We start from the raw sequence: 21720 nt of genomic DNA on the forward strand, positions 1-21720 counted from the left end.
TTTTTTACACAATTTTGTTTTGCTCCGGGACGCACAAAATGGATGCCCATTAAAACTTTATAATTTTTCGGCTAGCCGAAGCTTGGCAGATCGTGCCCTGTTGTTATGCTCTAATTCAGTTTCAGACGGAAGAATCGGTTTACGTGAAACCAACTTTAAAATCGGTTTATACTCATCTGGAATGATGGGTAAACCTGGTGGTAAAGGGGGTGTCTCACTAGCCTTTTTAAAGGCTGCCTTACAAATTCGATCCTCTAGGGAATGGAAGGTAATCACACTTATTCTTCCCTCAGGATTGAGTAAGTCAATGGCTTGATTTAGAGACTGTTCAAATACAGCAAGTTCATCATTTACAGCAATTCTGACGGCTTGAAAGATTCGCTTAGCAGGGTGTCCGCCCTTTCGTCTTGCAGGTGCTGGGATGGCGTCCTTAATTAACTCTACAAGTTCCCCGGTGGTCTCGATAGCCTTAACCGCTCTTGCGCTTTCAATTTTCCGAGCAATTTGCTTGGAAAATTTCTCTTCACCGTAACGAAAAAAGATTCGGACAAGGTCTTCATATGACCAGTGGTTAATGACATCAAAAGCTGAAACCTCAGCATCGTTATCCATCCTCATGTCCAATGGGGCATCATGGTGGTAACTAAAACCCCGCTCTGGTGTATCCAACTGCGGCGATGAGACTCCCAAATCATATAAAACTCCATCTACTTTATAGATACCATGTTTTTCAAGCTCTTCTTTCAAATATAAAAAATTACTTTTGATAATGACTAATTGCTCACCATATGCAGCTAATTTTTGTTTTGCATTAGCAATCGCTGTTTCATCCTGGTCAAATGCATAGAGTTTCCCACCCGCACCAAGTCTTGACAAAATGAGAGAGCTATGTCCTGCCCCTCCCAATGTACAATCAACATAGATGCCATCTGACTTAATGTTTAATCCTTCTACAGCTTCATTTAATAACACAGTTGTATGTTCAAACATTTACGTACCTTCCTTTTCCAATCGAACGATATATACGAGAAATATATTAATATAACTTTTCCCATTATATATCAAAGCCAATCATATTTTCTGCTATTTCAGCAAAAGATTCTTCAGATTGTGAAAAATAATCCTCCCAAATCTGCTTACTCCAAATTTCAATTCGATTGGAAACACCCAAAATAACACATTCTTTCTCTAATTTTGCATATTGCAATAGTGGCGTTGGGATATTAATTCTTCCTTGTTTATCCAGTTCACTTTCCGTTGCCCCGGAAAAGAAGAATCTAGTAAAAGCACGGGCATCCTTTTTTGTCAGCGGCAGGCCTTTTAATTTTTCTTCAATAAGGCTCCACTCAGACAATGGGTAACCAAACAAACATTGATCCAATCCACGTGTGATGATGAACATATCACCAAGTTCATCACGGAATTTAGAGGGTACGATTAATCTGCCCTTCGTATCAATGCTGTGATGGTACTCACCCATGAACATACCCATGACCCCCACTTTCTATAAAAACTGTACCACATTCCCCCACTTTCCTCCACTTATTTTTAAACTATTCGCCCTACTTTCTAAAAAATCCTTTTTTAGCCATGATTTTTTAGAAAAAAAAAGAAAAACTCCACAACAAAAGGTGGAGTTTTTCTATAATTTTAGTACTTTATGCCGCCCATCAAATTCATAGCTTCCCGTCATAATTTCATCAATAAAATTCGGACCATATTGGTTTAAATAATAAAAGATATTCCATATCCGCTCCTGCGGGGAACCATCTGGACGTAAAGCAAGATCAACCCGTACATATTTATTTAAAAGTACATCATGTCTTAACTTTACCGTATCTTCAAGTTTCAATTTCATGAAATGAATCTCTTTTAATAAATAATTTTCATTTTTCTTGAGCATTGGTAAGAGCCCGCGATCTAATTGTTCTGTTTTCATTTCAATTAATTTGTAATGGTTCAATAATTGATCAATCGTAGTTGAGAATAGCTGTTCTAGCTCTTGGTCTTTTATCGCTGCTAAAAAGGTCTCCTCTTCCTGCTTTGTCCCTCTACTTAGAACATCAGTTAAATTCATGTTCAGTTCAGTAAGATCAGTTTCTATAGAACGGTCTAAAAATGTAATATTTAATCGTGGAACAATCGGCGGCATTTTAATATGAAAATGTTCAAACACTAGCTTCAATTCTGCCCAGTAAGCGATTTCCCCTGGTCCAGCAATAAAGGCAATCGTTGGAAAAAGCCATTCCTGCATGAGGGGACGTGTTACCACATTATTACTTAAAACAGCAGGATTATCATGCGCTAATGACAATAATTCCTCTTTTGTAAAAGAAATCGCCCCACTTTTACCCACAAAGCAATCGTTTTCACGATCATACTCTAACAAGATTCGCTCATTAAATCGTTGATCATAATAGAAGAGATTCGCTGCTTTCTCATTTGCATCAATTGTATTAGGAAAACCCTTTTTTTCAATTTGCTTTTGCTGCTCTAATAAAGAGAATGTGATCACGTCGTGATGTTCAATTTGCTGTGTAAAAAATTCCTTTTGCAACTGACGGAAGTCCTTATTACCAGAATCCACAATAAGAAGACCATAATCTTTAAATAGTTCCATTATGATGTTCGCAAAAAAATCAACGAAGGTGGTTGATCTGGATATTTGTGTTTCAGCAAATTCTAATAATCCATTTGTGTGCTCGGTCTCACCAAAATTCTTGATTAAGTTCTTCACCCAAGAAAGACAAAGATCTTGATTCAATTTAATATCAGAAACCATTGCTTTTTGGTGTACCTTTTCAGGATAAATCCATTTATCTACATTATGCTGATTCTGTACAAACACATGATTAACTTCTTGAAAATCATGATCTTCCCCGGCAATCCAGAAAACAGGAATGACAGGTACACCCAGCAATCTTTCTTTTTGTTCTGCCAACTTTATGATCGAAATGACTTTATGTATGGAAAATAGTGGTCCAGTAAGAATACCAGCCTGTTGACCACCAATTACAACAAGACAATTCGCTTGTTTAAGCTTTTCAATTGATTTTTTTACTGCTTCTGAAGTGGGAAAACCCTTCATAAAGCCCTCTATATGCCGAGCAACCTCTTTGCGTGGAAACGATCTATTGTTTAACTCTTGCTTTCTTTTCATATCCTCTTGCAAATCATTATATCGATAATGAAAAAAAGGTTGTATCTCAACAGATTGTTCCAAATAATTTGAAGCAAACCGATTGGTTGCCGGTAAAGAGAGATTTAAAATCTCCATCTATGTACTTCCTTTCTGTTACCGTGATTCATTCTTAACGAGTATACCATTATCCGCCCCATTTAAAAAAAACTTTTGCTCTAATTTTAAGAAGAAAAACTAAAGGATATTGCTCGGGAAACTAATCCATAAAAAGTAAGTAAAAAATAAGCGGCGAAAAATAAAATGAAATTAAAACGCCAAAAGCCTTTCCAAACACGTTTTACAATTATCTCTTCTTTTACCTTCCAATGAACCAAAAGAAACACCATTGCCAACACAAGCATTACTAGTATTATTAACCAAAAAAACGATTTTCCCCATAATGTTACAATTAAAAAATGAACAGAGATAATATATAAAAAAGTGGTATAATCAAGAGCCAAATGAAGTGATCTTTTAGTTGATTTTAAAATGAACTTGATCACTATAAAGACCAGAATGGTCCCTAAGATTGGCAGTGCAAAGAATAAAGTAAGTACGGACGAAAAAATAGTACTCATACTAGTCCCTCCTTACTCTCTTTTCCTTTTATAAGATGATACATGGTTCCGATTTGAGGAGATTTCTTTTTTTGTTTGTTAGCTTCTTCTAGTAAATAACCTAAAATAGCATCTACCTCGGTCTGTCTTTTAGCTTCTATATCTTTTAGCATAGAAGAACGATTATCGGCTGTATTGGTACAAATCTTTAATACTTGCTTCCAATATTCTTCTGGGTCTTCGAGATTTAAAATATTGGTGATTTCGCTAAAGAGATTTTGTAATACCTGAAAATAAAACGGATTTTCAACAAGTGCTCCGTTCTTGACCTGAAGAATGGCCGTTAATGGATTAATTAACGCATTAGCAATTAACTTTTTTTTCAACATTTCAAAGAAGTCCTCTTGAAAAGTCATTGGGAACACATCAGAAACTGCTGTAGCAAAGTTCCTTAGAAAGTTCGTGTCACCTTTATATACTGCCACATTTGTGGTACTTACACCATTATGCCTGACTGTGTATGGATTCTCCTTAAGGGCCCCATGCTCAACAGAACCGACAAACAAATGATTAGAGGGTATTTGGTCAAGTAATTTTAGATGTCCCATCCCATTTTGTAAAAATAATAGGCTCTTAGAGCTGGAAGTAAATTGCTTTACTCGCTGAATAATGGGGGAAAGCTGGTATTGTTTCACAGCTATGATGGTTATGTCCTCTAACCCCTGCCAATCATTTATAGGTAACGCTTTAACCTGAGTTCTAATTTCTTCTGACTCATGAAGCAGTACAATACCATTTTGATTAATGACATTTGCTTGCTCATTTGTTCTTGTATAAACTGTCACGGTAAAAATCCGGCTTAGGTAGCCAGCAAATAATAACCCTATCGAACCCGCACCAATAATACCAACCTTCATAGATGATTACTCCTCTTTTTGTTCAATTCAATCATTTCAACTTTTTCTTTTGCTAATATTCTATCAGATGTAGTTTGTTGTTGATAGCTATCAAAAAAAACCCTTTTCGCAAATTTACCGAAAAGAGTTCTTTTTAGAATTAAACAGGGTATACGGGGTGTTTCCTAACGCTGAAGGTAATTTCTTTCGTTTCATAATAGGAAAACCGTTGTATCAGCACATTTCTTAATTCGGAAGGAGCGACGATTTCGTCGACAATCAACTCTGATGCTAATTTATAAATATCGATATGTTCTTTATACTCTTTATGTTTATCTTGCACAAAGGCGATTTTAGCTTTAGGATCTGTTATTTCGTTGATTTTATTAGAGTAAACAGCATTAACAGCTGCCTCCGGACCCATAACGGCAATTTGAGCGGTAGGTAAGGCAATACAACAATCAGGTTCAAAGGCAGGACCTGCCATTGCATATAGACCTGCACCATACGCTTTTCTAACAATAACCGATATCTTCGGAACAGTGGCAGAACTCATTGCCGCAATTAATTTAGCTCCATGACGGATAATTCCAGCCCGTTCTACTTTAGTACCAATCATAAAGCCTGGAACATCTGCTAAAAACAGCAATGGAATATGAAAAGCATCACACAGCTGGATAAATTTTGCCGCTTTATCAGCAGAATCTACGAATAACACTCCGCCTTTTACCTTCGGCTGATTGGCAATTATCCCAACCGCTCTGCCATCTATTCGGGCTAAGCCCGTTATAATCTCTGATGCGAATAATTTCTTGATTTCATAAAAACTTTCATTATCAATCAATCGTTCGATACATTCAAACATATCAAAAGGTGCATTTTGATTTTCCGGTATAATCGCCTCTAATTCTCTTCCTTCCTTTGCTTCAACGCCAACAACCCTTGTGGTCATTTCTTTAAAGCTGGAGGGAAAATAACTTATATATTTTTTAGCTGATTCAATCGCTTCTTGTTCACTATACGCAAGTACATCCCCGCAGCCGGAAACCGTACAATGCATTCGGGCACCGCCCATTTCCTCAAGCGTTACCTTTTCACCGATTACTTTCTCAGCCATCCTTGGAGAGCCTAAATACATGGATGCATTTTGATCAACCATAATGACGATATCACAAAATGCCGGTATGTAGGCCCCGCCAGCTGCGGAAGGACCAAACAAAATACAAACTTGAGGAATCATCCCGGAAAGTTTTACCTGATTATAAAAAATCCTGCCGGCACCTCGCCGATTTGGGAACATTTCTACTTGATCCGTGATCCTTGCTCCCGCTGAATCCACGAGATAAAATAACGGAACCTTTAATTTTTCGGCTGTTTCTTGAATTCGGATAATTTTCTCGACCGTCCGTGCTCCCCATGACCCAGCTTTAATCGTAGAATCATTGGCCATTACACATACCGTCTGCCCATTAATCTTGCCAATCGCTGTTACAACACCATCAGCAGGAAGGTCTGCAGCATTGAAATTAGCAAATTTCCCATCCTCTTCGTACTTACCTTCATCAAACAATAATGATAATCTCTCTCGCACAAACAGTTTATTTTGTTCCTTCGCTTTTTCGTGGTATTTCGGCTGTCCGCCGGCCTCAATTTTTCTCCGATTATCATTTAATTGATCAACTAACGTATTGGTTTTTGCCATCATGCTCCCCCTTCAAGCAAATACTATTCGAGTACCAACAAAACATCGCCTTCATTAACAAAATCGCCAATGCTCACTCTTACCTCCCGGACAACTCCTTCAGTTCCGCTTTCAATCGGAATTTCCATTTTCATTGATTCCAACATGACGACTTCCTGTCCCGGCTTGACTTGTACACCTGCTGCCACATATACATTGAGTACAGTTCCTGCCATGGAGGCTGTAATTTCTTTCATTTGTATACTCCCCCTATTTCACAACATTTTTATTTAAAAAACTGGTCGTGTATTCTCCCTTTTGGAAAGTAGCGGATTCAAGAATTGTTAAAAACAATGGAACATTGGTTTTAATCCCTTCTAAGCTAAAGTCTTTAAAGAAGCTTAATGCAACCGATAACGCTTGCTTTCGTGATTCACCGTAAAAGATACATTTGGCAATCAGCGGGTCATAAAAAGGAGTTACAGTCCCTCCTTCTACATAACCATAATCAATCCTAGCTCCTTCTTTCTCTTGCCATTTAAGTTTTGTAATTTTCCCTGGGGATGGTAAAAAGCGGACCGGATCCTCTGCATACAATCGAAATTCAACAGCATTTCCTCTAGCAGCAATTTCTGCCTGCTGTAACGGAAGTTTTTCACCGCGGGCTACAAGAATTTGCCACTTTACTAAATCAAGACGTGTAATCATTTCCGTAACGGGATGCTCGACCTGAAGGCGTGTGTTCATTTCCAGAAAATAAAAATTCTCCTCTGGATCTACAATAAATTCAATTGTCCCTGCGTTAGTATACTGAACAGCACGAGCCGCTTTAATAGCTGTTTCAAACATCTTCTGCCGGGCATTGTCAGATAAAAATGGGGATGGTGATTCTTCCACCACCTTTTGATGTCTTCTTTGAATGGAACAATCTCTTTCAAACAGGTGAACGATATTGCCATGCTGATCTCCAAAAACCTGTACTTCAATATGTCTGCTATCTTCAATATATTTTTCAATAAATACCTTATCAGAACCGAAATAGGTCATAGCTCTTTTCTTGGTGGATTCATAGGACTTAATGAGCGCTTGCTCATTGTCACATAAAACCATGCCAATTCCACCACCACCGCCACTTGCCTTTAGCATAATTGGGTACCCGATGGTTTTTGCTAGACCGCAGGCTTCTTCAACTGTATTTAACCCTTGGCTGCTACCCGGAACCACCGGGACGCCGGCACCCTCCATGGCATTGCGTGAAGCAATTTTATCTCCCATCAACTTAATCGTTTTAGGCTGGGGTCCAATAAAGGTAATACCTGCATTTATCACTTGTTGAGCAAAGCTAGCATTCTCAGATAGGAATCCATATCCAGGATGAATAGCATCTACCTTTTCGTTTTTGGCAATTTCCAAAATCTTGTCAATTTGTAAATATGATTTGCTTACATGCGGTTCACCAATGCAAATTGCCTTCGTTGCAGCTTTTACGAACGGCAAATCCTTATCTGCTTCGGAATAAATAGCAATCGTTTCAATCCCCATCGTTTGACAGGTTTTAATAATTCTCAGGGCAATCTCTCCTCGATTGGCAATTAAAATTTTTTGCACACTTCTTCCCCTTTCATACCGCCTTAAACACTCCCTAAATGTTTCTACATTAAACAAGCATTTTCCTTCATTCGTTGAAAACGCTTCCGGAACTTATTTGAAGAATTTTTTAGCAATTTGTTTTATAATAAAAGTAATTGATTTTGAATAATTGCAAATATTATTTCTCTTCATGATATTCAAGAGCATATAAATATATACAAGAACAGGAAATGAACATATAAGGAGGCAGACTATGGTGTACAAGGTAGAAAAACTAAAAATAAATTTTAAAACACTAGAAGAGTTTAAAAAGTTTAAAGAATACGGCCTTCAGGAATTATCGATGCTTGAAGATTTAGAAGCAAATATAGTAGATAACAATAACGAATCACCTTTTTATGGAATCTATTTCGGGGACAAACTAGTAGCCAGAATGAGTTTATATCAAATTGATGCTAAATTTGACCGTTATTTCTCACCACCACAAGATTATTTAGAACTTTGGAAGCTGGAAGTTCTACCTGGTTATCAAGGTAAAGGTTTTGGCAAAGCATTGGTTGATTTCGCTAAAAACTTGGGTCTGCCCATTAAAACTAATCCACGAGTCCAATCTAGTGGTTTTTTTGAAAAGTTAGGCTTTACCAATGTAGAATATGAAATGGAACGTGACCGGGGTGAAAATCCACTTGTCTGGTATCCAGAGGGTGTGGAAGCCCAGCATCATGATAATTAACCAGCAAAAACAATAAAAGCGGACTCAATGTCCGCCTTTTTCTATTTTTCAACTCTCTCAAGGTTACCGTTTTTGTCCATCTGGAACTTTACTTTTTGCTGACGGTCCTCATCCTGTAAAACCACCATTTTGCGAGCTCTTTCCATGATTTCAATTAAAGACCGGTAATCTTCTTCAATTGCTTTTAGATTCTTTGACAATCTTTCATTTTCAGCCGCTAAATAGTAAGTTTTCTTTTCTAACTCTTTAATTTTTTCAACCGATCTTTTTCTCTCCTCTTCAATACCAGAAGAACCTTCGGCTTGTTTATTTAAACTTTCTAGGAAGTGAATCACAGCAGAAAATGTGATCCTTTCGCCCTCATTGACCGCTTTAGTCTGTACCTGCTCCTGGATAACTGGTTCAATTTGATATGGTTCCTCATTAGGGACCTCTTGTTTTTTTAATTCCTTACGCTGTTTCTTCGCAAGTTCAATCCCTGACTTATATTGTTTTCTTACATATGAATTCCAGCGGAATCCACATGCTGCTGCGGTACGCGATAACTGTTTGCCAACTTCTTCAAATGCCTGTAACTGTGTACCACCTTCACGTATATGCCTTAAAACCACTTCAGCAAGTAACAAATCCTCATCTTGGGACCATGCGTCTTGTCGAGTTGGTGACATTTGTTCATCCCTCCTAGTGTTTTTATAATACATATGCATCTACTAGAAAAGATAGACTTAATCCAAAGTTGTCATTTAATCTTTATTCATTGTTTTTTTAATAATAAACTTAATTCCTAGCAAAAACGACAAAAGCACAAGGAGCTAATTGCTCCTTGTGCTTTTTATCCTAACAGAAATTAGTCGTTTACAACGTTTTTCCCTTTGTATGTTCCGCAAGCTTTACATACGCGGTGTGCAAGTTTCATTTCACCACAGTTTGGGCAACTTACCATACCAGGTACGTTTAATTTAAAATGTGTACGACGTTTTCTTTTTGCAGTTTTAGAAGTTCTTCTAAAAGGTACAGCCATTCTTCCCACCTCCTTAAAGAGTATTAAGAAAGTAATGAAGGCCAGGAATGCTGGTTCTTCACTTTGCTTCTTAGATTTGCCGATTATGAATCGGAAGAAGTATTGTCTTCGTCAAAAAACTTTGCAAGGCCTGCTAGTCGCGGATCAATCTTCTTAGATTGTTCTTCTTCAGAAATAACTTCCCAATCCTTTCCGGATTGCGGGGCTGCTTCATCAGAATCGACATCATCACAAAACACTTGCATTGGAACTTCAAGTAAAAGAATTTCGCGTATGATTGGCATTAAGTCAATCACATCACCCTTTACTTGATATGTTTCCTCCTCAGTTTCATAGACTGATCCTTGTAAGAGGAAAGTTTCAGTTGTGTCGACATTAATCGGAAGTTTAACATCCACTAAAGTACGAGAACAAGGTAGAATTAAATGACCTTCAATATTTAAGTGAAAAGTCACTTTTGTTGAATCGATATCTCCCCGACCGGTAATATGCATCGGTGAAACTTCGCGGATGGTGGGATCAACTTGTTTGATCTCGTCCACAAGTATCGTCTCATCAAGGTTAAAATCCTTGTTTCGGTATTTTTGTAATTGATTTAATGTCCATTTCAATTGAATCACCCCAAGGCAACAAAGGTAATTATAGCCTTCGATAATATTTTTGTCAATGTTTTTTCTTTACACCTAGAATGGTGATCATCCTAATAATAATGTAATTGACAGTAAAAGATTCCATTATTAGTGTGTCCAGTTGTCTCTTTTACAAACATCTACAACATCTTATCATAATATTTGAATGGTTTCCTTAAAATTTTGCTATAATGTTAAAAAAATAAAATCTGTTAAATTTAGGATTTGCTGTATTTTCATAAGGAGAATGAGATGAACACTGTTGGTTTAATCGTAGAATATAACCCTTTTCATAATGGTCATGCCTTTCATTTACACGCTTCGAAGGAAGCGGCAGACGCTGAAGTTGTAATCGCAGTAATGAGTGGTAATTTTTTGCAAAGAGGTGAACCTGCTCTTGTTTCCAAATGGTATCGAACTAAGATGGCATTACTGAACGGAGTGGATATTGTTTTTGAACTACCCTACAGGTTTGCGGTACAGAAGGCGGAGATTTTTGCAAATGGAGCGATTTCGATTTTAGATGCTGCGGGGTGTGACTCCGTTTGTTTTGGAAGTGAGAGTGGGGATCTTCAGTCATTTTTAGAAACGATTGATTTTTTAACTGACCGCAAGCAGGAATGGGAGGCAAATATCAATCGTTTTATGAATACAGGGGTAAGTTATCCAAAAGCAGTCTCGCTTGCCTTTCACCAATTATCGGATTCAAATTCATATTTGGATTTAGCTAAGCCCAATAATATCTTAGGAATTGAATACATAAAAGCAATTAGAAAACAAAAGAGTTCTCTAAAACCTTTGACCGTTCCTCGAAAAAATGCGGACTACCACGATGAACATTTTGCTTCGGAAACTATCGCAAGTGCAACAAGTATCCGAAAGGCAATATTTTCAAAGGAGCATGAAAAAATTTCGATTGAACAGTACGTCCCTTTTCATACGCAACAATTATTATCGGAATATCTAAAGGAGTATCAAGTTTTTCATCATTGGGAAAATTACTGGAATTACCTGCAATTTCGGCTGCTCCAATGCAGTCCGGATGAATTAAGGGAAATCTATGAAGTTGAAGAAGGGCTGGAGAATAGGTTATTAGCGGCAGCGTTAATCTCAGGAAGTTTTCATGAATTTATGGAGAAGATTAAAACAAAACGATATACCTGGACAAGACTTCAACGGTTATGTGTACATATCTTAACGAATACAAAAAAAGGACAAATGGCGGGTATAGAAGATAAGGCATCCTATTTAAGACTTTTAGGGATGACAAGTAAGGGTAAAGAGTATTTAAATAAGCGAAAAAAGGATTTCTCTCTTCCCCTCGTTTCTAAGCTTTCTTCCTTTAAGGAGGGTGAGATTCAACTCGATTTAAAAGCAGCTCGTGTCTATTCCCTAGGTGTCTCCACTCATGTAACAAAGGAATTAATGAACCAGGAATTTTCGCAACAGCCGATTTTGGTAGAGTAGTGATTGTGGTGATGCCAAATAATTAGAATTGTTGTCGGGTGTCCGGGGGTGGGGATGGTTTTTTGCTGGATTTCTTTGAGGCTTGTCTGAATGAGGTGATTATTCGGACTGCTATTGATGGTTTTCTTTGAGCCTTGTCCGAATACGGGGGTTATTCGGACTGCTCTCACTGAATTTCGGTGAGTGTTGTCCGAATACCATGGTCTTTCGGACAGCTCTCGCTGGTTTTCGTAGAACCCTGTCCGAATACGAGGTTCATTCGGACATCTCTCACTGATTTCCGTTTAAGCCTGTCCGAATCCGCGCCTCATTCGGACAGCCCTCACTGGTTTTTCGATTAACCCTGTCCGAATCCACTCCTCATTCGGACACCTCTCACTGGATTGCTTTGAACCTTGTCCGAATACCGTGGTCTTTCGGACACCTCTCACTGGTTTTCTTTGAACCCTGTCCGAATCCGCCCCTCATTCGGACACCTCTCACTGATTTTCTTTGAACCCTGTCCGAATCCACAGCTCATTTGGACACCCCTCACTGGTTTTCTTTAAACCTTGTCCGAATAAAAGACATTCAGCCAGTTACCTTAAGACCAGTAATCACTTGTCTTTTTCCGGTAATCTTTCAAGATATTTTACGGCTTCTTCAAAAGTATCCACTGGGACAATTTTCATTTTTGACTTAATATCACGAGCAGTTTTTAAGGCATCCCGGTAGTTGGAGGTCTTTGAACCATTCTCGTTCGGAGCAAAAAAGATTTCCGCACCGGCTTTATCGGCTGCCACGATTTTTTGTTCAATACCACCAATTGGGCCAACTGCCCCTTTTTCATCAATCGTTCCTGTACCAGCAATTTGGTATCCTTTAGTTAAATCTTCACTTGTTAACTGATTATATATTTCTAATGAAAACATCAGACCTGCAGACGGACCACCGATTTCATCGGTTTTCACCTTTACTGTTGGGTCCACAATAATGGATTTGTCATCTACCAGAGAAATTCCTATACCAACCTTCTTAGGGTTCTCCTTGAATTGCTCTAGACTTACCGTAATCGTTTTTGTTTTTTTATTTCCTACATAAGTCAAAGTAATCGGATCCCCAGCTTGTTTTTTGCTGACATATTTAATGAACTTTTCCGAAGAGGAGAATGTATGACCATCTACCTTAAAGATTCGATCACCAGCCTGAAGTTTCCCTTCTGCCGGCATCCCTGGTACTACCTGGATCACATAAATGCCCTTAAACTTGTAATGAACTGGAATACCAGCTTTTCGATAGGCTACCTCAATGGCATTTAGTTTCGACCCTGCCATCATCTGGAGCTGCTGGGCATTGTACTCATCTTCCGTTTCCTTGTTAGACAATATCAAATCCAATGGATAGATCTCTTCATATTTTCGTATTTTTGCTTCAAGGTATGAATAAATATTGGCCCTTCCCATTCTTACAGTTGTCAGCATAAAGTTTCCTTCTTCTTTATAACCATCTTCCACCGTTATAATGGGCTCTAGTTCTTTTGCCATTCCGGGCTTCGAAACATAAAAGGGGAGCGGATAATACAATCCGCCAATTAGGATAAACACCACTAAAAATAGTGTTCCTATATAAATTTTTCTACGCATTGCTCGTGTTACTCCTTCCACTTTTCGATGACGGTTTCTATCTGTTTGATATGTTTTAAGGTTTCTTCCTTACCAAGCTGTATGATATCTTCTGTATTTTTGAAGGCACGCGAGCTAAACATTTCAACAGAGGGGCGGATCATAATATCAGCTGACATTTCCCGATTATTAATGATTTCAGTCTGCATTATATCAATACTTTGCATGATGACATCATAAATCGTCGTGATTTCAGCGTTTCGTTTTACCCTTGACACATCTACAGCAATAACAATATCTGCACCCATTTCTCTTGCCACCGATATAGGGACCCGATCAGCTACCCCGCCATCAACTAAAAGTCTTCCCTCATATTTCTCTGGTACAAAAATACCGGGGATAGAGATGCTTGCTCTGACGGCTTCAGCAACAGGTCCTTTCTGAAAGACAACTTTTTCCCCTGTCAATAAATCAGTTGTCACAATTCCAATGGGCAGGGAAAGTTCTTCTATATTTTTTCCATGGGTAAAGACCTTAATAAATTCTTTTATTTTCTTACCAGATATAAACCCCATTTTCGGAACAGTAAAGTCCAGAAAATACTTTCTTTTAAAGGCAGTAGACAATTTATACAACCGATCCAAATCAAGCCCAGCACCATAAAAACTAGCAACAAGTGCCCCCATGCTGCTTCCGGCAATTAAATGAATCGGAATTCCGGCTTCTTGCAATGCCATAATCACACCTAAATGAGCAAACCCTCGTGCACCGCCCGATCCTAGTGCCAACCCTATTTTTGGGTGCTCCATAATTACTGACCTCCCACATGAATAAATCGTTCAAGAGTAAATTGAAACTCGTTCAATCTTATGGTCTAAATTACTTTTCTATGAGTATATTTGATGTATATGGGGACAAGGGTATAACAATCCATTTCATCAGATTAATCTATATTTTAGCATTGATAATTTTGATTTGCACGACATTGAAATCGTTTGGAAGGAGGGCACTTGATTGGTTCTGTCAAAACTTAAAACCGTTATTCTATCGGTTTCTGTTACTATTTTAGCTGCATCACTTATCTCCTTCCCACGGGAATCTTTTGAAGCTTCCATGCGTGGTCTAAATATGTGGTGGGAAATCGTCTTTCCTTCGCTCTTACCCTTTTTTATTGTTTCTGAGATGTTGATTGGATTCGGAGTTGTTAAGTTTATTGGCGTACTGTTAGAACCCCTTATGAGACCTTTATTTAAAGTTCCGGGGGTTGGCGGGTTTGTGTGGGCAATGGGGATGGCTTCTGGACAACCTGCTGGAGCAAAATTCACTTCCCGATTACGTCAAGAAGGACAAATAACCCAAATTGAAGCGGAAAGACTTGTATCCTTTACCAATTCGTCTAATCCATTATTTATTTTTAGCGCTGTTGCAGTCGGCTTCTTTAATAACCCCAAACTCGGATTACTTTTGGCGGCAGCTCATTACTTAGGGAATATATGTGTAGGAATTTTTATGCGTTTTTATGGCAAAGAAGCACCAAATTTGTCTCGAGAAAATCGAAAAAAATTTAAATTTAGAAATGCCTTATCAGCTCTCCATCAAACTCGTTTAAAAGATAATCGGCCAATCGGAAAACTATTAGGAGATGCTGTAAATTCATCGATTCAGACCTTATTAATGATAGGTGGATTTATTATTTTATTTTCGGTGATTAACAAACTGCTTTATCAACTACATATTACGGCGATGTTGGCCAAGACAATTGAGTTTCTGCTCTCATCCATATCATTCCCGGATATGTTAAGCATTCCTTTTATCTCGGGATTGTTTGAGATTACCATGGGAAGTCAATTGATAAGTCAGGTTCAAGATGCGACACTTTTGCAGAAAGTCATTATTACTAGTTTTATCTTAGCTTTCAGCGGTTTTAGTATTCAAGCACAAGTTGCTAGCATCCTAGCGCAAACAGATATTAGATTTAAGCCCTTTTTTATTGCGAGAATTCTCCAAGGACTCTTTGCAGCCCTTTTTGCATTAATTTTATGGAAGCCGTTATATTTGCGTTTTAATGGTCATGAACAACCATCCAACGCTATACCCGTTTTCGGAGATGGTTCATGGGCAAATGATCTTTATCATAAATTGATCGAGGCTGGCCCCCTGTTCACCATTTTTTCCCTTATAGGGTATATCCTCATTTTATTTACACGTTTAAAAAAGAGCTAGGCACAAGCCCAGCTCTTTTAGTATCCAAAAAGTTCAAGTATCGCCTAACGCCCATATTTTTTGTGCAGTTCCCTCTCAACAATTGGTGGAACAAGTGAAGAAATATCGCCATTATACTTTGCTACTTCCTTTACAATACTTGAACTTAAGAAGGAGTATTGGCTGTTGGTCATTATAAAAAAGGTTTCAATATCCTCATTTAGTACTCTGTTCATTGATGTTATTTGCATTTCATATTCAAAATCAGAAACAGCACGCAATCCGCGAATAATGGCGCTAGCATTAACAGACCTTGCGTAGTCAACGAGTAAGCCAGAATGAACGTCCACTCTTACATTTGGGAGATCCTTTGTTACCACTTTAATTAGATTCATCCGTTCTTCAAGTGTGAACAGTGGATTTTTCGAAGAGTTATTCAATACACTCACATAGACGATATCAAATACCTTTGAGCCTCTTTTTATAATATCTAGATGACCATATGTAATCGGGTCAAAACTTCCTGGACAAACCGCAATTCTCACCAACTTAACTCCTCCTCATTGCCTAATTTCGAATAAATCGTAACAGCAATAACCCCATATTTTTCATGTTTAATTTGCTTAAAACGTCCTACTAATGAAGGTAACTCTACATCGAAACTATGTTCACAGACAATAACTCCATCTGGATTGACTAATTCCTGTTGATCCATTTTTTCCATCAGGTTGACAAGCTGTTGTTTTTTATATGGGGGGTCTAAAAATATGTAATCAAATGTCATGCTTCTTTTTATTAGGGCTTTTAACGCTCTTTCTGCATCATTTCGATAAACTTCTGATTTTTCTTCCATTTTGCAGGCCTTAATATTTTCTTGGATGACATGAATGGCTTTTGGCTCTCGGTCTATAAATATAACTTTTTCCAAACCTCGGCTAATTCCCTCTATTCCTAATCCTCCGCTTCCTGCAAATAGGTCTAGACCAATCCCGCCATCAAAGTAGGGTCCAATCATATTAAACAAAGCTTCTTTCACTTTATCTGTTGTTGGACGTGTCGTATTCCCGGGAACTGCTTTAAGCGGTCTTCCCTTACATGAACCTGAAACCACTCTCACGGATATATCACCACATTTTTTTGAAAATCAATTTCTTAATACATCCTATCATAATTTGCAAAAAAGACAATCTGTTACTTGTATCTTTTTACCGTTTTATCTAATTATTGTCCAACTAATTGGAAATTTTATTAAAAAGATGTATAAGCTTTTCTGTGGTGGGGATAATGTAATTAACAACATCAATTCGAGGATGTTGTTGCCAACCGCGGAGAAGACTTACGTTTCCCCATAAGTTCTTCCTCCGGTTTCTCCTCTCCCTTTGCCTTCTATCCTTGTTAAGGATATAGAAGGACCCTGCGGACGAAAGTCTGCAGGGTTTTTTTTAATTTATCTTCAAATAAATAAATGATAAAGTAGGGAGGAATAAAGCTTTAAAGGAGAATGTTAATTGATACAGCGTTTTATTGAACTAGGTGAAGGATATTCAGATATTTATGAACTAATAGAACTTGCAAAAGCGAATCATGGTCGTCTCCAGCATATGATGGCAATCCATACCAAAATCAAGGATAAGGATATGACTTCCTTAGTGGTTGTACTAAAACCAACAGACCCAGGAAAATTCCAAGCCCTTTACATTTGTCGTGAAGGGATTCCTAACCCACATATGCTGCCAAATAAAAGGTTCGATTTGTTTGCCCAAACAGCAGAATCTCTTGGAAAACAAATCATCGAACTTACTGTAAAACCGTCGGACATCTATAATGAAAAAGAACTATATTATCAGTACTTGATTGGGATACTGCGATTAAATCACTATATTTTGCCGCTGCAATAAGAGAAGCACTAGAGCTGGACAATAGGAAAAGGTGTGGGAACACTCCCGCACCTTTTATATTCCCATTTTATAATCATATTCCTTGGCCTTATCCGGTGCAGAATTCTCAAATTCCATTTTTAAGAATGGTTTATACGAAGGTTCTACTTTCTTCACAAATGAAAAAGAATTTAACTTTTCCATAATCCCTTCTATTTCGTCCTGATTACAGTATAAGACAACATATTTAAGTTTTTTTGAAACATAATGTACATTTCCAAAACGCCTAAGCATTTTTGCCTGTTTTAAAGAGTATAGCCAAATAACTAATCCTTGTCTTTGAACAAACATTCTTTATTCCCCTTCAGCAAACCATCATTTTACATAAGTCTAGCACATCAAAACGTTTTATTTCAATTCTAACTTGTCTCATTTAATCGATAAAATGAACTCGCATAAGAAATAAAAAAATCAGCTTTATTAAAAACTGATTTTTTAATAGTTAACTACACCCGCAGCTTCCACCACTGCCACATCCATGACCGGTTTCAAAGAAAGGGTTTCCTGCTGGTACCTTGATATGTTCGGATACCGACTTTCCAATCATTTTACTAATTTCATCCAAAAGTGTTTGCAAATCAGTTTCAGCTAGCTTAAAATCTGCAACATATGGATCCAAATCCATATCACGTTTCGCAACGCGAATGTCCATCATCACTCTTTTATAGTCTGGATGGTACTTGCCAAACCTCTGAACTTCCTCATAAAGTTCCTTTAATTGGACAAATCTATTTATTTTACGTTGTGTTTCTTTATTTTTTTGCATTTTATTTAAACAAATTTGATACTGTTCTGCTATATTAGACTCTAAGACCATCTTTGCTAAATCTTCAGCATATTCTAATAGCTCAATTCTTTCTAAAGTAGCAAGCACTTTCGCCCACCTCCAATGATATTTTAACATATATACTAGGAGAAAGCTAAAAATCCTGCTACCTAGGGATATTTACCATTAGCCTATGGTAGATTTCATAAAAAAAAGGCCACAAAAGTAAATGATGTGGTCCTTTTCTTAATTCTGTGTTTTCATTGCCTGGAACATATGATACATCATTGAGGCCATTTGTACACTATTTGAAAATTTCTCGACTTGATCCGGGATTGTCTTTTTATAATAATGTAAAGAAGCTACCTCTAATGATTGTAAATCATAAGGATTCCTAGTTAACTTTCTATACCATAGCGGCTGTTCACGAATAAATTGTTTTAAATCTTTTTGACGTTCCAAATAATCGAGTACATCTCTACGCATTGTGGATGGTTCCTTCCATTTTAGTCTTTACGAAATCCAAATGGGTGCTTTGGCCCTTCTTGCGGCTTTAATGGTCCAGATACTGAGTTTACATTTCCACCTTGGAACTGGGATATAACACCTTGGATAGCCCCTAAAGCTTGACTTAAATTATTTATATGTCCTTGCATTTGATTAGGATCCATTTTCTTCACCATGCCCATAATATTGGATACCCAATCATTTTTGGACTCTTCGTTGGATTTAGATTCTGTTCCCTTCTCTGCTCCTCCACCTACGGATTCCCAGCGTTTATCCTCTTCCCCCAATAAATACCAATCCTCGTATAACTCCTGCCAGGTCGCCTTGCCACTCCGAACTTCCTTAATAATGTTCGGATTATTTTTTACAAATTCTTTAAATTGGAGCACGGAAGGATGCAATTGCTTTTGCGTCATTTTTCTCACCTCTGCCCATATTAATCGCCAATAATACAATATGTAGTAAAAGATGAAATGTGAAATGAATTCATAGTTAAATAATTTATTAATTTCCTTTTAAATGGTAAGATGTCATCAGATAATGAAATGAAAGTGGGAATATGTATGAAGGAAGAATTACGCCGACTCTTAGACACCTGTTTGGAAAATGGAACAGAAGAAGACCTCAGAGTGATTAAACAGTTACTAGAGGGAATTCAATACAAAATAAACCGTAACCGCCGCACTTATATTGATGGACTTTTGCAAATGGAAACGAGCTACGACCAAAACTCCTGTGAAATTACCATTCCTATTACACCTGTTATTCATAATAACTTAAACATTGTTCACGGTGGTATCACAGCTACAGTACTTGATACTACCATGGGCGTATTGGCTAATCGCTTGCTGCCAGAAGGATACGGTGCTGTTACGAATCAATTAAATATTCATTATATTGCTCCAGGTATTGGTGATTCAATCCGGTGCAAAGCAGAAGTAATACATAAAGGAACCAAAACAATGGTTATTTCAGGTGAGGCTTTCCGAAGTGATGGCAAAAAAATGGCCTATGCCACGGGTACCTTTTTTATGATTAAAAAAGAATAATGGAGCGATTGAACCTAGTTATGTACAGTTTTTTTTGCTCATATACGTGAAATAGAAAAAGGTGACATTTTGTCACCCTTTTTTGCTTTATTGTTTCTCTTTTAGGATAAAGTTTTGTGTGAAATATTTTTCATAAACTCCTACGCCAAGATGAGAGTATCCTTTGTATAGTAATGAATCACGATGCTCTTTACTATTAAGCCACCCTTCCACTACGGCAGGTCCGTCCGTATAATTAGCTGCAATATTTTCCCCAGCAGATTGATAGGCAACTTTGGCCGTTTTTAAACGATTGGCTAAATCACCAAATTTCTTAGAGGTATGAGAAAAATCATTATTTTCAGCCATATCTTTACTATGTTCAAACGCTACTTCCGATGTCTTTTCATCCCACACTAAAGGTTTTACGTTATGACTTATTCTTAGGGCATTGGTGATATCAAAAATTTGCTGCTCCGTACCTTGATCCACTATATTCATTGCTTCTTCGCTTAATACAGGTGGTTTAATAAGCTGACCATGATAAACAAGTTCATAAGGACGCTGTTTCACTAAGGTTTCTGCGTCAAGAAAACGAACACTCGAAAGATTCCCCGTAAATTTATCAATATATAACTGTACAAAAATATCACCTAGCTGTACCATTGGTCGAAGATTTAAGTCGGTATCATTCAATTCGAAACGATATGTATTCCCATTCACATCTAGATTAATATTCGTATCAAAAAATTGCGTATTAAATATTTCTTCGACCGGCTGACCAATTTCAAAAGGAGCAACATCCAGATTTTCTCCAAGTGCAAAAATGGTTACAATTCGTTTATTTTCAACCCCTACTTGTAAGTAACGGTTGTAGTTCTCATTATAGATATACCATTGATACCCGTACATGGATTCGTCAATTCTTTTTGGAGTTCCATAATCTTTTTCAAGTATTGAAATATCCTGTCCAATTAATAGGGCTAATCCTTCCTTGGGCTTCTCTAACGGTGCTTGACTCCCATCTGTTTGATTCGGTTCCTGTGGCATGGGTTGTTTCATTTCTGATGTATGATCTTCCTTAATTAGGACCTTACTATTATCATTTTGCCCATTTATACTAACGTAAAAACCGATTGTCAGGAAAACAACTGAGAGTATTAAGATTCTGCTTAGAGTACGCAGGGCACTCACCTCTCTATAACAATTTCTATCATTATATGTATTGATAAAATAATTATATCATTTATATTCTGAATAGTAAGAGTCATAATCAAAAATGTCAAATTCCTTACATTTTAAAAATAAAACAGGTACCGGATGTACCTGCTTTTAAGAAGAAATTTTAATATTTATATAATAATTTTAATGCCTGCTATCATAGTTTTGTTCGGAAATTTCACTAAGTGCTTGCTTTGCCTGATCATCGGTTAATTCACGAATAGCAAAATCTCCAAGTGAAACAATGCCCACCAATTTATCATTTTCTACAACAGGTAAGCGGCGAATCTGATGGTCCGCCATTAATTTAGCCGCTTCTCTAGTAGACATTTCTGGAGTTACTGTTACCAATTCTTTACTCATAATATCTTCTACTTTAGTTGAACCTGGATGTTTTTCAGCCACACCTCTAATCACAATATCACGGTCTGTAATCATGCCAACAATTTTTTCCTTATCAACAATTGGTATGGCTCCAACATTAAGTTCTTTCATCTTAACAGCAACTTCAAACATATTATCTAATAAAGTACAACATTCGATCTCATCAGTCATAATATCACGAATCTTTTCCATATTTCTTCCTCCAAAGTCTATTTATTCCCTTTTCACTAGTAGGCTTTACCAATGCAAGCGGTTTTATTCGCTCAAATCTATACATTGCAAGTTGAAACAATTTCAACTATTATTAAATTGAATTGTA

The 21720-nt window shown here is 37.4% G+C and carries 27 protein-coding genes; 5 read left to right on the forward strand and 22 right to left on the reverse strand.

Going from position 1 to position 21720, the window contains the following annotated elements; all coding sequences use genetic code 11:
* Nucleotides 1-57: 57 nt before the first annotated feature.
* The 8 genes from rsmH to JOC76_RS17055 all read right to left on the reverse strand — a co-directional run bounded on the left by rsmH (nt 58) and on the right by JOC76_RS17055 (nt 7923).
* Nucleotides 58-990, reverse strand: a complete 933-nt coding sequence (rsmH, locus tag JOC76_RS17020) for a 16S rRNA (cytosine(1402)-N(4))-methyltransferase RsmH (protein ID WP_205179431.1) — start codon at nt 988-990, stop codon at nt 58-60.
* A 64-nt stretch (nt 991-1054) separates the two neighbouring features.
* On the reverse strand, nt 1055-1486 hold the full coding sequence (mraZ, locus tag JOC76_RS17025) for a division/cell wall cluster transcriptional repressor MraZ (protein WP_205179685.1): 432 nt from the start codon (nt 1484-1486) through the stop codon (nt 1055-1057).
* Nucleotides 1487-1642: 156 nt separating this feature from the next.
* Nucleotides 1643-3277, reverse strand: coding sequence for a bacillithiol biosynthesis cysteine-adding enzyme BshC (gene bshC, locus JOC76_RS17030; RefSeq protein WP_205179432.1), 1635 nt, complete (start codon nt 3275-3277; stop codon nt 1643-1645).
* A gap of 86 nt (nt 3278-3363) precedes the next feature.
* Entirely contained in the window at nt 3364-3759 is a 396-nt protein-coding gene (locus JOC76_RS17035) for a DUF3397 domain-containing protein (RefSeq protein WP_205179433.1), read from the reverse strand.
* The gene (locus JOC76_RS17040) at nt 3756-4655 is read right to left on the reverse strand and encodes a 2-dehydropantoate 2-reductase (protein WP_205179435.1); all 900 of its coding nucleotides are present in this window, start codon (nt 4653-4655) and stop codon (nt 3756-3758) included. Before JOC76_RS17040 ends, JOC76_RS17035 begins: the two co-directional genes overlap by 4 nt.
* Before the next feature lie 139 nt (nt 4656-4794).
* Nucleotides 4795-6336: an acyl-CoA carboxylase subunit beta gene (locus JOC76_RS17045; protein ID WP_205179437.1), complete on the reverse strand. Its 1542-nt coding sequence runs from the start codon at nt 6334-6336 to the stop codon at nt 4795-4797.
* Between the two features lie 23 nt (nt 6337-6359).
* A complete protein-coding gene (locus JOC76_RS17050) occupies nt 6360-6572 on the reverse strand; it encodes an acetyl-CoA carboxylase biotin carboxyl carrier protein subunit (protein WP_205179439.1) in 213 nt (70 codons plus the stop codon).
* Nucleotides 6573-6585: 13 nt separating this feature from the next.
* Nucleotides 6586-7923 carry an acetyl-CoA carboxylase biotin carboxylase subunit gene (locus tag JOC76_RS17055; RefSeq protein WP_205179441.1) on the reverse strand — a complete coding sequence of 446 codons (1338 nt, stop codon included), beginning with the start codon at nt 7921-7923 and terminating at the stop codon, nt 6586-6588.
* Between the two features lie 235 nt (nt 7924-8158).
* On the opposite strand from JOC76_RS17055, the gene JOC76_RS17060 reads away from it, so the two are divergent.
* A complete protein-coding gene (locus JOC76_RS17060) occupies nt 8159-8638 on the forward strand; it encodes an N-acetyltransferase (RefSeq protein WP_205179443.1) in 480 nt (159 codons plus the stop codon).
* A gap of 41 nt (nt 8639-8679) precedes the next feature.
* On the opposite strand, the gene JOC76_RS17065 is transcribed toward JOC76_RS17060, so the two are convergent.
* The 3 genes from JOC76_RS17065 to JOC76_RS17075 form a co-directional block, all read right to left on the reverse strand.
* On the reverse strand, nt 8680-9306 hold the full coding sequence (locus tag JOC76_RS17065; protein ID WP_205179445.1) for an RsfA family transcriptional regulator: 627 nt from the start codon (nt 9304-9306) through the stop codon (nt 8680-8682).
* A 179-nt stretch (nt 9307-9485) separates the two neighbouring features.
* On the reverse strand, nt 9486-9659 hold the full coding sequence (gene rpmF / locus JOC76_RS17070) for a 50S ribosomal protein L32 (RefSeq protein ID WP_205179447.1): 174 nt from the start codon (nt 9657-9659) through the stop codon (nt 9486-9488).
* 83 nt (nt 9660-9742) lie between these two features.
* Nucleotides 9743-10270 carry a YceD family protein gene (locus tag JOC76_RS17075; RefSeq protein WP_205179448.1) on the reverse strand — a complete coding sequence of 176 codons (528 nt, stop codon included), beginning with the start codon at nt 10268-10270 and terminating at the stop codon, nt 9743-9745.
* A 270-nt stretch (nt 10271-10540) separates the two neighbouring features.
* Here JOC76_RS17075 and JOC76_RS17080 point away from each other — a divergent pair, with 270 nt between their 5' ends.
* A complete protein-coding gene (locus JOC76_RS17080; RefSeq protein WP_205179449.1) occupies nt 10541-11755 on the forward strand; it encodes a nucleotidyltransferase in 1215 nt (404 codons plus the stop codon).
* A 284-nt stretch (nt 11756-12039) separates the two neighbouring features.
* Here JOC76_RS17080 and JOC76_RS17085 read toward each other — a convergent pair whose 3' ends face one another.
* From JOC76_RS17085 to JOC76_RS17095, 3 genes are all read right to left on the reverse strand, one after another.
* Nucleotides 12040-12186, reverse strand: coding sequence for a hypothetical protein (locus JOC76_RS17085; protein ID WP_205179450.1), 147 nt, complete (start codon nt 12184-12186; stop codon nt 12040-12042).
* A 165-nt stretch (nt 12187-12351) separates the two neighbouring features.
* Entirely contained in the window at nt 12352-13377 is a 1026-nt protein-coding gene (locus tag JOC76_RS17090; protein WP_205179451.1) for a SepM family pheromone-processing serine protease, read from the reverse strand.
* A gap of 8 nt (nt 13378-13385) precedes the next feature.
* Nucleotides 13386-14165, reverse strand: coding sequence for a patatin-like phospholipase family protein (locus JOC76_RS17095; RefSeq protein WP_205179452.1), 780 nt, complete (start codon nt 14163-14165; stop codon nt 13386-13388).
* Nucleotides 14166-14370: 205 nt separating this feature from the next.
* Here JOC76_RS17095 and spoVV point away from each other — a divergent pair, with 205 nt between their 5' ends.
* On the forward strand, nt 14371-15579 hold the full coding sequence (spoVV, locus tag JOC76_RS17100) for a dipicolinic acid transporter SpoVV (RefSeq protein WP_205179458.1): 1209 nt from the start codon (nt 14371-14373) through the stop codon (nt 15577-15579).
* Nucleotides 15580-15623: 44 nt separating this feature from the next.
* Here spoVV and coaD read toward each other — a convergent pair whose 3' ends face one another.
* Complete coding sequence (gene coaD, locus JOC76_RS17105) at nt 15624-16106, reverse strand: pantetheine-phosphate adenylyltransferase (protein ID WP_205179460.1); 483 nt, start codon at nt 16104-16106, stop codon at nt 15624-15626.
* Nucleotides 16100-16675, reverse strand: coding sequence for a 16S rRNA (guanine(966)-N(2))-methyltransferase RsmD (gene rsmD / locus JOC76_RS17110; RefSeq protein ID WP_205179470.1), 576 nt, complete (start codon nt 16673-16675; stop codon nt 16100-16102). Before rsmD ends, coaD begins: the two co-directional genes overlap by 7 nt.
* Nucleotides 16676-17066: 391 nt before the next feature.
* Between rsmD and JOC76_RS17115 the strand changes: the two genes are divergently transcribed.
* Nucleotides 17067-17456 (forward strand): DUF7147 family protein, encoded by a 390-nt coding sequence (locus JOC76_RS17115; protein WP_205179472.1) that lies wholly within the window; start codon nt 17067-17069, stop codon nt 17454-17456.
* 54 nt (nt 17457-17510) lie between these two features.
* Here the strand turns inward: JOC76_RS17115 and JOC76_RS17120 are convergent, their stop codons facing one another.
* The 4 genes from JOC76_RS17120 to JOC76_RS17135 all read right to left on the reverse strand — a co-directional run bounded on the left by JOC76_RS17120 (nt 17511) and on the right by JOC76_RS17135 (nt 19184).
* Nucleotides 17511-17786: a YlbG family protein gene (locus tag JOC76_RS17120; protein WP_205179474.1), complete on the reverse strand. Its 276-nt coding sequence runs from the start codon at nt 17784-17786 to the stop codon at nt 17511-17513.
* Between the two features lie 151 nt (nt 17787-17937).
* Nucleotides 17938-18369, reverse strand: a complete 432-nt coding sequence (locus JOC76_RS17125; RefSeq protein WP_205179476.1) for a YlbF/YmcA family competence regulator — start codon at nt 18367-18369, stop codon at nt 17938-17940.
* Nucleotides 18370-18507: 138 nt separating this feature from the next.
* A complete protein-coding gene (locus tag JOC76_RS17130) occupies nt 18508-18747 on the reverse strand; it encodes a YlbE-like family protein (RefSeq protein WP_205179478.1) in 240 nt (79 codons plus the stop codon).
* Nucleotides 18748-18767: 20 nt separating this feature from the next.
* Nucleotides 18768-19184 (reverse strand): YlbD family protein, encoded by a 417-nt coding sequence (locus JOC76_RS17135; RefSeq protein WP_205179479.1) that lies wholly within the window; start codon nt 19182-19184, stop codon nt 18768-18770.
* Between the two features lie 147 nt (nt 19185-19331).
* On the opposite strand from JOC76_RS17135, the gene JOC76_RS17140 reads away from it, so the two are divergent.
* Nucleotides 19332-19817, forward strand: a complete 486-nt coding sequence (locus JOC76_RS17140) for a PaaI family thioesterase (protein ID WP_205179480.1) — start codon at nt 19332-19334, stop codon at nt 19815-19817.
* Nucleotides 19818-19904: 87 nt separating this feature from the next.
* Here the strand turns inward: JOC76_RS17140 and JOC76_RS17145 are convergent, their stop codons facing one another.
* The gene (locus tag JOC76_RS17145) at nt 19905-20858 is read right to left on the reverse strand and encodes a CAP domain-containing protein (protein WP_239557777.1); all 954 of its coding nucleotides are present in this window, start codon (nt 20856-20858) and stop codon (nt 19905-19907) included.
* A gap of 303 nt (nt 20859-21161) precedes the next feature.
* Nucleotides 21162-21593, reverse strand: coding sequence for a CBS domain-containing protein (locus JOC76_RS17150; RefSeq protein WP_205179482.1), 432 nt, complete (start codon nt 21591-21593; stop codon nt 21162-21164).
* Between the last annotated feature and the right edge of the window lie 127 nt (nt 21594-21720).

Source organism: Neobacillus cucumis (genome assembly GCF_016908975.1).
Classification (GTDB): Bacteria; Bacillota; Bacilli; order Bacillales; family Cytobacillaceae; genus Neobacillus; species Neobacillus cucumis.

Bases quoted from the DNA above. Each gene is read 5' to 3' on its own strand.
- rsmH (WP_205179431.1), bottom strand. From the start codon at position 990: ATGTTTGAACATACAACTGTGTTATTAAATGAAGCTGTAGAAGGATTA.
- mraZ (WP_205179685.1), bottom strand. From the start codon at position 1,486: ATGTTCATGGGTGAGTACCATCACAGCATTGATACGAAGGGCAGATTA.
- bshC (WP_205179432.1), bottom strand. From the start codon at position 3,277: ATGGAGATTTTAAATCTCTCTTTACCGGCAACCAATCGGTTTGCTTCA.
- JOC76_RS17035 (WP_205179433.1), bottom strand. From the start codon at position 3,759: ATGAGTACTATTTTTTCGTCCGTACTTACTTTATTCTTTGCACTGCCA.
- JOC76_RS17040 (WP_205179435.1), bottom strand. From the start codon at position 4,655: ATGAAGGTTGGTATTATTGGTGCGGGTTCGATAGGGTTATTATTTGCT.
- JOC76_RS17045 (WP_205179437.1), bottom strand. From the start codon at position 6,336: ATGGCAAAAACCAATACGTTAGTTGATCAATTAAATGATAATCGGAGA.
- JOC76_RS17050 (WP_205179439.1), bottom strand. From the start codon at position 6,572: ATGAAAGAAATTACAGCCTCCATGGCAGGAACTGTACTCAATGTATAT.
- JOC76_RS17060 (WP_205179443.1), top strand. From the start codon at position 8,159: ATGGTGTACAAGGTAGAAAAACTAAAAATAAATTTTAAAACACTAGAA.
- JOC76_RS17065 (WP_205179445.1), bottom strand. From the start codon at position 9,306: ATGTCACCAACTCGACAAGACGCATGGTCCCAAGATGAGGATTTGTTA.
- rpmF (WP_205179447.1), bottom strand. From the start codon at position 9,659: ATGGCTGTACCTTTTAGAAGAACTTCTAAAACTGCAAAAAGAAAACGT.
- JOC76_RS17080 (WP_205179449.1), top strand. From the start codon at position 10,541: ATGAACACTGTTGGTTTAATCGTAGAATATAACCCTTTTCATAATGGT.
- JOC76_RS17090 (WP_205179451.1), bottom strand. From the start codon at position 13,377: ATGCGTAGAAAAATTTATATAGGAACACTATTTTTAGTGGTGTTTATC.
- JOC76_RS17095 (WP_205179452.1), bottom strand. From the start codon at position 14,165: ATGGAGCACCCAAAAATAGGGTTGGCACTAGGATCGGGCGGTGCACGA.
- JOC76_RS17120 (WP_205179474.1), bottom strand. From the start codon at position 17,786: ATGTTTGTTCAAAGACAAGGATTAGTTATTTGGCTATACTCTTTAAAA.
- JOC76_RS17130 (WP_205179478.1), bottom strand. From the start codon at position 18,747: ATGCGTAGAGATGTACTCGATTATTTGGAACGTCAAAAAGATTTAAAA.
- JOC76_RS17135 (WP_205179479.1), bottom strand. From the start codon at position 19,184: ATGACGCAAAAGCAATTGCATCCTTCCGTGCTCCAATTTAAAGAATTT.
- JOC76_RS17140 (WP_205179480.1), top strand. From the start codon at position 19,332: ATGAAGGAAGAATTACGCCGACTCTTAGACACCTGTTTGGAAAATGGA.
- JOC76_RS17145 (WP_239557777.1), bottom strand. From the start codon at position 20,858: ATGAAACAACCCATGCCACAGGAACCGAATCAAACAGATGGGAGTCAA.
- JOC76_RS17150 (WP_205179482.1), bottom strand. From the start codon at position 21,593: ATGGAAAAGATTCGTGATATTATGACTGATGAGATCGAATGTTGTACT.